This is a genomic window from Nocardioides alkalitolerans, from assembly GCA_038184435.1.
In the GTDB taxonomy this organism is placed as follows: Bacteria; Actinomycetota; Actinomycetes; order Propionibacteriales; family Nocardioidaceae; genus Nocardioides; species Nocardioides alkalitolerans_A.
On record CP116227.1, the window covers coordinates 3,218,685 to 3,230,200 of the forward strand.

Below are 11,516 nucleotides of genomic sequence, written 5' to 3' on the forward strand. Positions count from 1 at the left end.
CCATGACGACGATCGATCTCGGCGTTCCGAGTCCCACCCCCACCCACCTCTTCGACCGGCTCCCCCGACGGGTGGCCCTCACGCTCCCCGAGCTGCGGCTCTGCGCCGAGCGCGCCGGTGGCGCCCCGCTCCCCTTCGTCGACGTCGAGCCCGCCCCGGCGGACGGTGCGGCGCCCGACGCCCTCGCCGACCGGCTCGGCGTGCGCCCGGCGGACGACGACGCGACGGCGTACGCCGAGGCGCTCGCCTCCCTCGGCGACCCGTCCGTCTCGCTGACCCGCCGCGGCCTGCTGACCGGCGACGGCGTCGACGCCGGGATCCTCGGTGCGGTCGGGCTGCTGGCCACGCCCCGCATCGGGGTCGACATCGACGTCGTCGTCGCCGGCGGGGCCCGGGCCAAGGCCTGGCACCGCCAGGCCGACGGCGCCGTCGCCAGCCTCGCCACGGCCGACGGCCTCGTGTTCGAGCTCGCGTGGTTCGACAGCGAGGCCTGGCCCGACGAGCTGCGCCGGGTCGCGGCCGTGCCGGAGGACGTGCCGCTGGCGCCCTCGTCGGTCCCGGAGTCCGTCGACCTGCCCTACGAGCTGGTGGACGCCGCCGGCGAGGCGCTGCGGAGCAACCGCTCCGACGTGCTGCCCGCGCTCGTGGCGCAGCACTCCGGCGAGGCGCGGGACGCCGGCGGCCGCGTGCTGCCCGACGGCGAGGTCCTCACCGTCGTGCGCGCCCTCCACGACGAGACCCAGGGTCGCGTCCGCGCGATGGTGGCGGACGTCGGCACGGGCAGCACCACCGTCGGGATCGTCTCGTGGGTGCTGCTCGCCGACGGCTGGCACGGCCTGCGCCCCCACCGCGACGGCGACCAGCACCGCGTCGAGGTGCACCGCGTCGAGCCCGGCGACTTCCCCGCGGCGCTGGCGCCGGTCCTCGCGGAGGTGGCGGGATGACGACGCGACCAGCCGGCCCCGCACGACCGGACGACTCGGAGGACCCGGTGGACCAGACGACGAACGACCCGACCGACCCGATCGACCCGACCGACGGCGAGACCAGCGCGTCCGCCCGGTCGGCGGCACAGCAGGACACCTACGACCAGATGCTGGCGCTCGCCGACCTCTTCGACGCCACCGGCGACGACCTCCGGGCGCGGGCGCGCCTCGGAGAGGCGATCCTCGCCGACGACGACGTGACGGCCTCCGCCCCGCTCTCCCCCCGCACGTGGGAGGACGCCGAGGCCGAGATCCGCTCCGCCACGCTCGGCAAGCACGGGCTGCTCAACCGCTCGCTGGAGCTCGACGCGGACGCGCTCGCCGTGCGCGCCACGGTGCTCACCTACCGCTGGATCGACGAGCTGCAGGACGTCGCCTACCGCACGCTGGGCTCCGTCGCCGGGCGGGCGATCGGCTACCTGGCGCCCGAGGTCGCGCTGGGCGGGGCGATCGTGTCGGCCGGGCTGATCGAGACCGACGCGCTGGAGCGGGACGGGCTCGCGGCGTACCTCGGCGAGCTCGCCGAGCAGAACCCCGACCTGCTCGACCACGTGACGAGCGGTGGCGGCGGGCTCGTCGAGAGCCTGCAGCTGCGCTCGCTGCTGACGGCCAGCTACCTCGCCGGCGAGCGCGGTGCGGCCGCCGGGCGGGCCGGCCTGGAGACCGTCGGGGCCACCTCCTTCACCTCCGACGCGGGCGCCGCCTTCCGCGACATCGCGGTCGCGCTGGTGGACGAGGAGACGGAGGGCGCCGCGGCGGACACGGGCGCCGCGACCGTCGACGACCTGCGCGCCCCCCGGTCCATCGAGGAGCTCATGAGCGCGTTGGCGGCCACCACCCGTCGCGTGCAGGTGCAGCGCGTCGGCGCCGACCGCTTCATCGCCTACCTGCCCGGCCCCGACGCGCACACCCCGGCGCGCCTGCGGCTGGTCGGCGGCGACCACGGGGCGTACGGCGCGGAGGTCGTGGCCGCCGTCGAGCAGGCCGTGGGCGACACGACCGGCGCGCGCGTCATGCTCGTCGGCTCCGCCCAGGGCGGTCTCGCGGCCGCGGAGGTCGCGGCCGAGGCGTCGTCCGACAAGTTCACGATCGAGCAGGTCGTCACGGCCGGCGCCCCATCCTCGCAGGTCACCCGGGTGCCGGAGCCCATCCGCGTGCTCTCGCTCGAGGACCGCGGCGACCCGGTCGCCCTGCTCGGGTCGCTCATCAACCAGGGCGTCGGCAACCGCGTAACCGTCGTCTTCGACGGTGACGACGCGCGGCGCTCGGCCGGGCAGGACCTGTACGTCGCGGGCGGACGCGCCGCGGACGCCTCGAGCCACCCGGCGCTGCGGGCCGAGATCGACCGCCTCACGGAGCTGGGGTACCTCGCCGGTTGACCCCCTCTCGGGGGTCGTGGTGCCGGGCCGACGGGAACCGGTGGCCTGGCACCACGACCGCGAGCGCCGGGATGAACACCCGCCGCGCTCAGAGCACCTTCTGCACGAACTCCTCGAGCTGCGCCAGGTTGCGGCACTCCACCATCGGCACCACCGCGCCGTAGCGGGAGGCCGCCGAGTCGCCCGTGTCCCAGTTGCGGGGGTGCTCGGGGTTGAGCCACCACGCGACCCGGATTCCGTGCGTCATGGCGCGGAGGTCGTCGAGCGCCAGGTCGGAGTAGTTGCTGCGCGCGTCGCCGAGCACGAGCAGGGACGACGCGGGGCCGAGCGCGTCGCCGTACTCCTGTCGGAAGGTCCGCAGCGCGGATCCGTAGCTGGTGCGCCCGACCAGCGCGGCGTGCTGGATGCTGGCGGCGAGCTCCTCCATCACCTCGACGGGGTCGCGGCCGGGTCGCAGCACGCTCGTCACCTCCGTCGTGCGGTCGACGAACGTGAAGGCGCGCATGCGGCCGAAGTGCTCGCGCAGCGCGTAGGTCAGCAGCAGCGTGAACTGCGCGAAGTGCGCCACCGAACCGCTGACGTCGCACAGCACGACCAGGTCGGTGCGGTGGGGACGCTTCGGCCGGTGCCTCGTGGTGATCGGCACCCCGCCCGTCGACATCGACGCGCGCACGGTGCGGCGGAAGTCGAGGGGCCCGCGGCCCTGGGCGCTGCGCTGCTTGGCGAGCCGCGTCGCCAGCCGGCGGGCCAGCGGGCCGATCTGCCGCCGCATCTCCTCGAGGTCGTCGCGGCGGGCCGCCGTGAACGCGACCCGGTCGATGCTGGGGCGCACGGCGACGTCCGCGACGTACTCCGGCGTCTTGCGCTCCGCGATCCGGCGCCGGGCGTCGTCCTCGACCAGGCGCGTGAAGCGTCCGATGCCCCGGGCCGCCCGCCGCTCGGCGACGAGCCGCGCGGCCGGGTCCATGGCCGCGGAGTCCGTGTCGCCGAGCAGGCCTGCCGCGAGCCGGTCGGCCAGCTCGCCGGGGGCGAGGCGGCGGAGGGTCTGGTACGCGGAGTACGCCGTCTGGCCCGGCTGCCGGCCGGGCATCGCCCCGAACCGGCCGACGGCCTCGGCCGCGAGGCGCTCCAGGGCCGGGGCGGACGGGTCGCCCTCGGTGCGCAGCTCCGCCTCGAGACCGGCCGTCAACCGGTCGCGGAACGCCGCGATCGCCTCGGCGTTGTCGCGGGCGGGATCGGTCGCCCGCCCGGTGGCCGGGTCCTCGACCTCGGGATCGAGGGTCGGGAGGCCCTCGCCGACGAGGTGGGGGAAGTAGAGGTCGAAGAGCGTGTCGAACGTCGGGCGCTGGGCGGGCCGCTTGACGAGGGTCGCGGCGTACCCGGCCCGGATGGCCGACCGGTCCGCCCAGTCGAGCGCCCGCCACGCCTCGACCGCGTCGAGGCCCTCCGACAGGGACACGGGCAACCCGGCCCCGCGCAGCGCCTCGACGAAGGCGATGTGGCGGTCGACGAGACCGCTGGTCGGTGCGACGCCCTCGGCCACCGCTCAGCCCCTCAGCTTGAGCTCGCGCACCGCCCGGTCCTGGTCGGTCGCGTGCTTCAGCACCGCGCCGAGGGTGGCCGTGATGGCCGCCTGGTCGAGCTCGCGCACCTCGAGCGCCACGAGCGTGCGGGCCCAGTCGATGGACTCGGCGATCGACGGGGCCTTCTTCAGCTCGAGCTCGCGCAGCCGCACCACGGTCTCCACGAGGCGGCGGGCCACGGCGTCGTCGAGCTCCGGCACCTGGGCGGTGACGATCTCGCGCTCACGCTCGGCGTCGGGGTAGTCGAGGTGGAGGTAGAGGCAGCGGCGCTTGAGGGCCTCGGACAGCTCCCGCGCCGCGTTCGACGTGAGCACGACGAACGGGCGGCGCGTCGCCGCGACCGTGCCCAGCTCGGGGATCGTCACCTGGAAGTCGCTGAGCACCTCGAGCAGCAGGCCCTCGACCTCGACGTCGGTCTTGTCGACCTCGTCGATGAGCAGCACGGTCGGCTGCTCGCGACGGATGGCCGTGAGGAGCGGCCGGGTCAGCAGGAACTCCTCGGTGAAGATGTCGTCGTGCGTGGCGTCCCAGCCCTGCGTGGGGCCGTTCTCGCCGCGAGCGGCCTGGATGCGGAGCAGCTGCTTGGAGTAGTTCCACTCGTAGAGCGCCCGGGCCTCGTCGAGGCCCTCGTAGCACTGAAGGCGCACGAGCTCGGCACCCGTGGACCGGGCGACGGCCTTCGCCAGCTCCGTCTTGCCGACGCCCGCCGGGCCCTCGATGAGCAGCGGCTTCTCGAGCCGCCCGGCCAGGAAGGCGGTCGTCGCCGTCGCGACGTCCGCCAGGTAGCCCGCGTCGGCCAGCCGGCCCGTCACGTCGTCGGGCGAGGAGAACCAGGTCATGCGCCCCATAGTGGCACCGACCCTGACAGCGAGGCTGTCAGGGTCGGTGCGAGGGGACGGGGGAGGTGGAGCAGGGTCAGGCGACGCGCTTCCGGCCGGTGACCATGTTGAAGACGATGAGCGCGATGATCGCGCCGATGATCGAGCCGATGAGGCCGGAGGCGCTGAAGTTCATGGGGCCGTCGCCGATGAGCGAGGCGAGCGTGCCTCCGACGAACGAGCCGACGAGGCCGAGGACGAGCGTTCCGATGATGCCCATGCTGTCGTCGCCGGGGACGACAGCGCGTGCGATGAACCCGGCGATGAGGCCGATGACGAGGAAGATGATGAGACCCATTTGTTCAACCTAGCGCGGTGGTCCAGTCCACCCAATGGTGCTAATGGGCCTCGCCGAGGTCCTCGTGCGCGCGGTGCGACTCGGGCTCGATCTGGAAGGTCGCGTGGCGCACCTCGAAGTGCTCCGCCACGCAGCTGCTGACCCGGTCGAGCATGCCGCCGACGCCGTGGGTGGCCAGCGCCTCCTCGGTCACCGTCACGTGCGCGGACATCGACGGCAGGCCCGACGTGATGGTCCACGCGTGGAGGTCGTGCACGTCGACCACGCCGTCCATCCGGCGGAGGTGGGCGGTCACCTCGGCGAGGTCGAGACCGTCGGGCGCGACCTCGAAGAGCACCCGGAGCGCGTCGCGCGCGAGGGTGAACGCCCGGGGCAGGATCATCACGGCGATGAGCAACGAGGCGATCGGGTCGGCCTGCTGGAAGCCGGTCAGCAGGATCACGAGCCCGGCGACGATCGCGAACACCGACCCGAGAAGGTCGGCCATCACCTCCATGAGCGCGCCGCGCAGGTTGAGCGAGCCGGTGTCGGAGCGGCTCAGCACCGCCATCGAGACCCCGTTGGCCACGAGGCCGGTGAGCGCGAACAGCACCATCGGCCCTGCATCCACCTCCCCGGGGTCCGCGAGGCGCGAAACGCCGGCGACCAGCAGCACGGCGCCCAGCACGAGCAGCACCACGGCGTTGGCCAGGGCGGCGAGCACCTCGGCGCGGTGGTAGCCGAACGTCGTGCGCTCCCCCGCCGGCCGCGCCGCGACGTACGACGCCCCGAGCGCCAGCAGCACGCCACCGGCGTCCATCGCCATGTGGGCGGAGTCCGCGAGCAGCGCGAGCGACCCCGTGAGGATGCCGCCGACCGCCTGGAGCACGAGGATCGAGGCGGTGACCGCCAGGACGATCTTGAGGCGTCGCCGGTCGGCCGCCCTGCCCGCTCCGTGGCCCCCGTGACCGTGACCGTGGCCGTGTCCCATCGCGCTGCTCCTGAGGTCGACGCTCGTGTCAGGTCGCGACCATACCCCCCGGGGGTATCTTGCGGCTGGTTCTCATTCGCCCGTACGGCGCGGGATCAGCGCGCGAAGGCCGGGGTGGGGCCCAGCGCCTCGCGCCCGTGCGGCTCGAACCAGGTCCCCAGGTCGGGGCCCTTCGGCACGACCTGCGTCGGGTTGATGTCGCTGTGCACCACGTAGTAGTGCTGCTTGATCTGCTCGAAGTCCGTGTTCTCGCCGAAGCCCGGCATCGTGAACAGGTCCCTGGCGTACGCCCACAGCGCCGGCATCTCGCTCAGCTTCTGGCGGTTGCACTTGAAGTGGCCGTGGTAGACGGGGTCGAAGCGCGACAGCGTCGTGAAGAGCCGCACGTCGGCCTCCGTCAGGCGGTCGCCCATGAGGAACCGCCGGTCGGTCAGCCGTTCCTCGAGCCAGTCGAGCGCCGTCCACAGACGGTCGTACGCCGCGTCGTACGACTCCTGCGACCCTGCGAAGCCGCAGCGGTAGACGCCGTTGTTCACCTCGGTGAACACGCGCTTGTTGACCTCGTCCATCTCGTCGCGGAGGTCGTCGGGCCACAGGTCCGGGGCGTCCTCGCGGTGGTGGTCGCGCCACTCGGAGAAGAAGTCGTGGGTGATCCACGGGAAGTCGTTGGTGACGACCTTCCCGGTCTCGACCTCGACGACGGCCGGCACCGTGATGCCGCGCGGGTAGTCGGGGATCCGCGCGAAGTAGGCCTCCTGCAGCCGCTCGATGCCCAGCACCGGGTCGCGGCCGCCCTCGTCGAGGTCGAAGGTCCAGGAGCGCTGGTCGTGGGTCGGGCCGGGCGTGCCGAGCGAGATCACGTCCTCCAGCCCGAGCAGCTGGCGCACGATGATCGCGCGGGTCGCCCACGGGCAGGCCTTCGCCGCGACGAGGCGGTAGCGCCCCGGCTCGGCCGGCCACAGCGGCACGTCGGTCGGGCCGTGCTCCGGCCGTCGCGGCTCGCCCGTCGCGGGGTCGACGGCGGTGATGCGGTCCGGGATGTAGTTCATGTCCCGGTCGAAGCCCTTGCCCTTGGCCACGTAGCCGGGCTTCTCGTCGGTCTCGGCGCTCATGCGCCCAGCCTAGAGAGGGAGCCCAGGGAGAGGACCTAGACGGCCGGCGGGGGCAGCTGCTGCGGTCGACGGCGGGCGGCGCGCCCCGTCACGACGAGGGCCACGATCGATCCGACGAAGGCGAGCAGCGCGACACCGATCACGATCCAGGCCCGGTCCCGCAGGCTGGCGAGCAGCGCGTCGATGACGGCGGTGGCCAGCGCGCGGTCCTCGCCGCGCACCTGGAGGCCGGCGATCTCCGAGCCGGCCGCGACGGCGACGAGCAGCAGACCGGTGGTGATGACCGTGCCGAGCGCCCCGACGAGGAGCGCCGTGAGGCGGGAGCGACCGGCTGGGATCGCGATCGCCCCGACGAGCAGCACGAGCGCCAGCACCGGCAGCCAGGTGCCGGCGGCGACCAGGCTCTGGTAGGCGCCCTGGGCGTCCTCGAGCCGCTGCGGCGGCGCGGTGCGGAAGGTCATCGAGCCCTCCGGGCGGTCCGCGACGGGCAGGCCCTCGGCGCGCATCCGCTCGGCGGCCAGGTTGTAGAGGTCGGCCAGCGAGATCTCGACGTCGCCGTCGGCCGCCGCGGCGTCGCCCCGCAGGATCGCGACGATCTGCTGGTGCGCCGTGCGGTTCGCCTCCTCCCACACGGTGGGGAAGTCGTCGCTGTCGAGCACCTCGTCGACGACGGCGCCGATCACGTCGGACGCGCCCGGCACGTCACCGACCTGCAGCTGCGCCGTGAGCACCCGGGACAGCTGCTCGCCGACCTCGCGCCGCACGACGGGGTCGTCGGACAGGTCGCCGACGTTCGCGACGTACGCGTCCGTGTCGTCGACCTGCGTCTTCGCCCACGACGCGGCGACCGCCAGCGGCGCGGTCACGGCGAAGGCGAGCGCGAGCAGCACCCCGATCGCGGTCCGGAACCCTCGCACCGTCACACTCCTCTTCCCGCACCCTGCGTGGCCAGGGAGGCCACGAAGTCCAGCTTGTCGAGCACCGGCTCCGGGATGACGAACGGGTAGAGGTCGTCCTTGCCCATGGACCGGTTGATCTGGTTGAGCGCCACGCTGAGCGGCACCCACACCCCCAGCACGAGGTCGCGGAACGAGGAGAACGCGGACGGGTCGATCGTCACCAGTCCCTGCGCCGCCGCCGTGTCCACGGTGTCGGAGATGTGCAGGTAGTGCGCGAACGTCTCCGCGAAGTCCTCGAAGGGGTGCATGGTGGCGTACGTCGTGATGTAACGCCCCTCCCAGCCCTCCGGCGGCCCCTCGCTGTAGTGCCGGTCGATCTCCGCCTGGTAGTCGGCGGTCTCGTCGCCGAAGAGCTCGCGGCAGCGCTCGAGCCGCTCACCCCCGGTGACCAACGTGTACTGCAGGTAGTGGCCCACCTCGTGCCGCAGGTGACCGAGCATCGTGCGGTAGGGCTCACCCAGCTCGACCCGCACGCGCTCGCGGCGGGCGTCGTCGCTCTCCGCGAGGTCGATCGTGATGACCCCGTCGGCGTGGCCGATGACGACGTTCTCCTCGACGCTGCTCAGCATGTCGAAGCAGAGGCCGCCGACCGGGTCCTCGTCACGACCGACCACCGGCAGGCCGAGCGCGTCGAGCTCCACCACCAGGTGGCGCTTCGCCGACTCGGCCGCCGGGAGCTGGGCCAGGCCGACCGCGTCGCCGTCCGCCGGACGGGTGCGGGTCAGCGCGCACGCCTCGCAGGAGCCGCCCTGGGTGGAGGTCACCCAGGTGCACCCCGAGAGGCCGCGGTTCGCGCAGACCCACCACCGCTCGCCCTGGTGGTCGACGTAGCGCCCGTCGTCGTCGACGGGCACGATCGCCCGCTCCGCCCGCGAGAACCCCAGCCGGGTGTCGCACGCGACGCACCGGGAGTTGCCGAAGAAGAGCTCGTTCTCACACACACGGCAACGGAAGGACCTCACGACCCGGAATCCTCACACGGAGGACCAACCGACCTCGCTCAGGACTCCCGCAGCGGGATCACGTCGCTGTCGATCCGCCACTCGCCGTCCTCGTCGACGAGGTCCCACGTGGTCGACGACTCGCCGAACTCGCCCGTGTAGTCGACCTCCGCGGTGCCCGAGTCGCCGGACACGTCGACGCTGGTGACGGTCACGTCGTCCCACTGCTTCGAGGCCGTCGCCGCGGTGCCCAGCTCCGCGCAGTCGGTCACGTCGTAGTAGTTGAAGTTGAGCTCCTGCACGTCCGCGGAGTTGAGGTCGCAGACCGTCTCCCAGTCGTCCTCGTCGACGGCCGCGGCGAAGGAGTCCGCGACCGACTCGGCGTCGGACGTGTCGGCACCGCCGCCGTCGTCCGAGCCCTGCGACTCGTCGTCGGTCGGGTCGTCGGAGCCCTGCGACTCGTCGTCCGTCGGGTCGTCGGAGCTGTCCGAGCCACCGTCGGCCGTGGGGTCGTCGGACTGCGAGTTCTCGTCCGCGGTGTCGCGGTCGTCGTTGTTGTCGTCGTTGTTGCCGAGGACCAGGAAGCCCACGACGAGCGCCGCGATCAGCACCACCGCGACGACGCCGCCGATGATGGCGAAGAGCTTGCCCTTGCCGCCGCCACCGCTGCCGCCGGGCGTGCCGGAGTCCCAGCCGCCCTGCTGACCGAATCCCTGCTGGTAGGGCGGCGTGCCGCCGTAGCCGGGCTGCTGGCCGAAGCCACCGGGCTGCGCGCCGTACCCGCCCTGCTGGCCGAAGCCGCCCTGCTGGCCGTAGCCCTGCTGCGGGTCGGACCCGGGGGCGCCCTGGCCGAACGGCGTGCCGACGGCGGTCGCGCCGTCATCCGGCAGCGTCTGCTCCGTCCACCGTTGCCCGTCCCACCACCGCATCGTCCCCGAGCCGTCGTCGTACCAGCCGGGCTCCGTCACACCGTCGTCGGTCATGCGCTCATCCTCTCTCCTGCGGGGCGTTCTGTCGCGGATCAGCTGGGGATCAGGTCGGTGTCGAGGCGCCACTCGCCGGACTCGACGACGAGCGTGACCTCCTGCTGCCCCGGCGCGCCCGCGCTCGACGTGTGGGCGAGCGTCGCGGTCGCGGTGTCGCCCTCGCCCGCGCCCTCCGGGACGTCGAGCGAGCGCACCTCGACCTCCGCCCAGTTGCGGTCGCCCGCCGCGGCGGCGACAGCGGCGCAGTCCTCGACGTCGAAGAAGGAGAAGTTGTAGATCTGGATCCCCTGCGAGCTGGCGTCGCAGACGGTCTCCCAGTCGTTGCCCTGGGCGGCCACCGCGATCTCCTGTAGCAGCGCCGCGGCCGCTTCCTCGGTGGCGCCCGGAGCGGCCGCGGCGTCGGGGGCCGCGGCCGTCGGCTGCTCGGCGGGCTCGTCGGCGCCCTCGTCCGCGCTGCCGTCGTCGCTCGAACCGTCGTCGCTCGAACCGGAGCCGCCGTCGGAGTCGCTGTCGTACGTCGCGTCGACGCCCTCCACCCGCCAATCGTCGTCCTCGCGGACCATGTCGAGCACGATCTCGTCGTCGTTCTCGGCGTCGATGTCGGGGTTGTCACCGTCGTACTCGTAGGTGCCCGGCACCCGCACCTTGATCTCGTCGTCGGCCTCGGGGTCACCCTCGACCACCTCGACGTCGCCCGGCACGAACTGCCCGTTGTCGCTGAGGTCGGCGCGCAGCTCGTCGATGTCGGCGTAGTCGCCGAACACGTCGCTCGTCCCGTTGCCCAGCAGCTCGTCGTAGGTGGCCGACGCCAGGTCGTCGAAGTCGTCGCAGTCGGTCGCGTCGCCGGCGTCGAAGTCGCTGTAGAGGTCGTCGCGCCCGTCGGTCGACGTCAGCTCGCACATCGTGCGGAAGTCGAGGGTCGCGTAGGCCTCGGTGTACTCCACCGCGACGTCCTCCGGGCCCTCCGCGGCCGACGTCTCCTCGTCACGCCTCGGGTCGTCGTCGCTGTCGCGGAACCAGACGAAGTACGACGCGACGCCGCCCCCGATGAGCACGAGCGCCACCAGGGCCGCCACCAGCGCGACGAGCCCACCGCGCTTCTTGGTCGGGGGCTGGCCGGGCTGGCCGTACTGACCGGGCTGGCCGAACTGACCCACCTGGCCGTACTGACCGGGCTGGCCGTACTGACCGGGCTGGCCGTACTGACCGGGCTGGCCGTACTGACCGGGCTGGCCGTACTGACCGGGCTGGCCGTACTGGCCCTGCGGCGCCTGAGGTGCCCCGGGGCCCTGGGCCGGTCGCGACTGGTCCGTCCACTGCTGGCCGTCCCACCAGCGCTCGCCGCCTGCCCCGTCGGGGTACCACCCCGGTCCCGCCTGCCCGCTCATCACGTCCTCTCCCGGTCACGGAACCCCCCGTGACGC

At 73.3% G+C, this 11,516-nt stretch carries 11 protein-coding genes; 2 read left to right on the forward strand and 9 right to left on the reverse strand.

Annotated features, from left to right (window positions below):
- Window positions 1–2: 2 nt before the first annotated feature.
- Together PIR53_15350 and PIR53_15355 are read left to right on the forward strand one after the other, a co-directional pair.
- Window positions 3–944 (forward strand): hypothetical protein, encoded by a 942-nt coding sequence (locus tag PIR53_15350; protein ID WZH51386.1) that lies wholly within the window; start codon window positions 3–5, stop codon window positions 942–944.
- Window positions 941–2,365: a hypothetical protein gene (locus tag PIR53_15355; GenBank protein WZH51387.1), complete on the forward strand. Its 1,425-nt coding sequence runs from the start codon at window positions 941–943 to the stop codon at window positions 2,363–2,365. The genes PIR53_15350 and PIR53_15355 overlap by 4 nt, the downstream gene beginning before the upstream one ends.
- An 88-nt stretch (window positions 2,366–2,453) precedes the next feature.
- On the opposite strand, the gene PIR53_15360 is transcribed toward PIR53_15355, so the two are convergent.
- From PIR53_15360 to PIR53_15400, 9 genes are all read right to left on the reverse strand, one after another.
- Complete coding sequence (locus PIR53_15360; protein ID WZH51388.1) at window positions 2,454–3,908, reverse strand: VWA domain-containing protein; 1,455 nt, start codon at window positions 3,906–3,908, stop codon at window positions 2,454–2,456.
- Between the two features lie 3 nt (window positions 3,909–3,911).
- Complete coding sequence (locus PIR53_15365) at window positions 3,912–4,796, reverse strand: MoxR family ATPase (GenBank protein ID WZH51389.1); 885 nt, start codon at window positions 4,794–4,796, stop codon at window positions 3,912–3,914.
- Between the two features lie 67 nt (window positions 4,797–4,863).
- On the reverse strand, window positions 4,864–5,124 hold the full coding sequence (locus PIR53_15370; GenBank protein WZH51390.1) for a GlsB/YeaQ/YmgE family stress response membrane protein: 261 nt from the start codon (window positions 5,122–5,124) through the stop codon (window positions 4,864–4,866).
- A gap of 40 nt (window positions 5,125–5,164) precedes the next feature.
- Window positions 5,165–6,094: a cation diffusion facilitator family transporter gene (locus PIR53_15375; protein ID WZH51391.1), complete on the reverse strand. Its 930-nt coding sequence runs from the start codon at window positions 6,092–6,094 to the stop codon at window positions 5,165–5,167.
- Window positions 6,095–6,189: 95 nt separating this feature from the next.
- The gene (locus PIR53_15380; protein ID WZH51392.1) at window positions 6,190–7,206 is read right to left on the reverse strand and encodes a glutathione S-transferase C-terminal domain-containing protein; all 1,017 of its coding nucleotides are present in this window, start codon (window positions 7,204–7,206) and stop codon (window positions 6,190–6,192) included.
- Between the two features lie 35 nt (window positions 7,207–7,241).
- The gene (locus PIR53_15385) at window positions 7,242–8,123 is read right to left on the reverse strand and encodes a hypothetical protein (protein ID WZH51393.1); all 882 of its coding nucleotides are present in this window, start codon (window positions 8,121–8,123) and stop codon (window positions 7,242–7,244) included.
- A gap of 2 nt (window positions 8,124–8,125) precedes the next feature.
- On the reverse strand, window positions 8,126–9,106 hold the full coding sequence (locus PIR53_15390; protein WZH51394.1) for a putative zinc-binding metallopeptidase: 981 nt from the start codon (window positions 9,104–9,106) through the stop codon (window positions 8,126–8,128).
- Window positions 9,107–9,165: 59 nt separating this feature from the next.
- On the reverse strand, window positions 9,166–10,089 hold the full coding sequence (locus tag PIR53_15395; protein ID WZH51395.1) for a DUF2510 domain-containing protein: 924 nt from the start codon (window positions 10,087–10,089) through the stop codon (window positions 9,166–9,168).
- A 38-nt stretch (window positions 10,090–10,127) separates the two neighbouring features.
- Window positions 10,128–11,480: a DUF2510 domain-containing protein gene (locus PIR53_15400; protein WZH51396.1), complete on the reverse strand. Its 1,353-nt coding sequence runs from the start codon at window positions 11,478–11,480 to the stop codon at window positions 10,128–10,130.
- Window positions 11,481–11,516 lie beyond the last annotated feature (36 nt).

Bases quoted from the DNA above. Each gene is read 5' to 3' on its own strand.
- PIR53_15350 (WZH51386.1), top strand. From the start codon at position 3: ATGACGACGATCGATCTCGGCGTTCCGAGTCCCACCCCCACCCACCTC.
- PIR53_15355 (WZH51387.1), top strand. From the start codon at position 941: ATGACGACGCGACCAGCCGGCCCCGCACGACCGGACGACTCGGAGGAC.
- PIR53_15365 (WZH51389.1), bottom strand. From the start codon at position 4,796: ATGGGGCGCATGACCTGGTTCTCCTCGCCCGACGACGTGACGGGCCGG.
- PIR53_15370 (WZH51390.1), bottom strand. From the start codon at position 5,124: ATGGGTCTCATCATCTTCCTCGTCATCGGCCTCATCGCCGGGTTCATC.
- PIR53_15375 (WZH51391.1), bottom strand. From the start codon at position 6,094: ATGGGACACGGCCACGGTCACGGTCACGGGGGCCACGGAGCGGGCAGG.
- PIR53_15380 (WZH51392.1), bottom strand. From the start codon at position 7,206: ATGAGCGCCGAGACCGACGAGAAGCCCGGCTACGTGGCCAAGGGCAAG.
- PIR53_15395 (WZH51395.1), bottom strand. From the start codon at position 10,089: ATGACCGACGACGGTGTGACGGAGCCCGGCTGGTACGACGACGGCTCG.
- PIR53_15400 (WZH51396.1), bottom strand. From the start codon at position 11,480: ATGAGCGGGCAGGCGGGACCGGGGTGGTACCCCGACGGGGCAGGCGGC.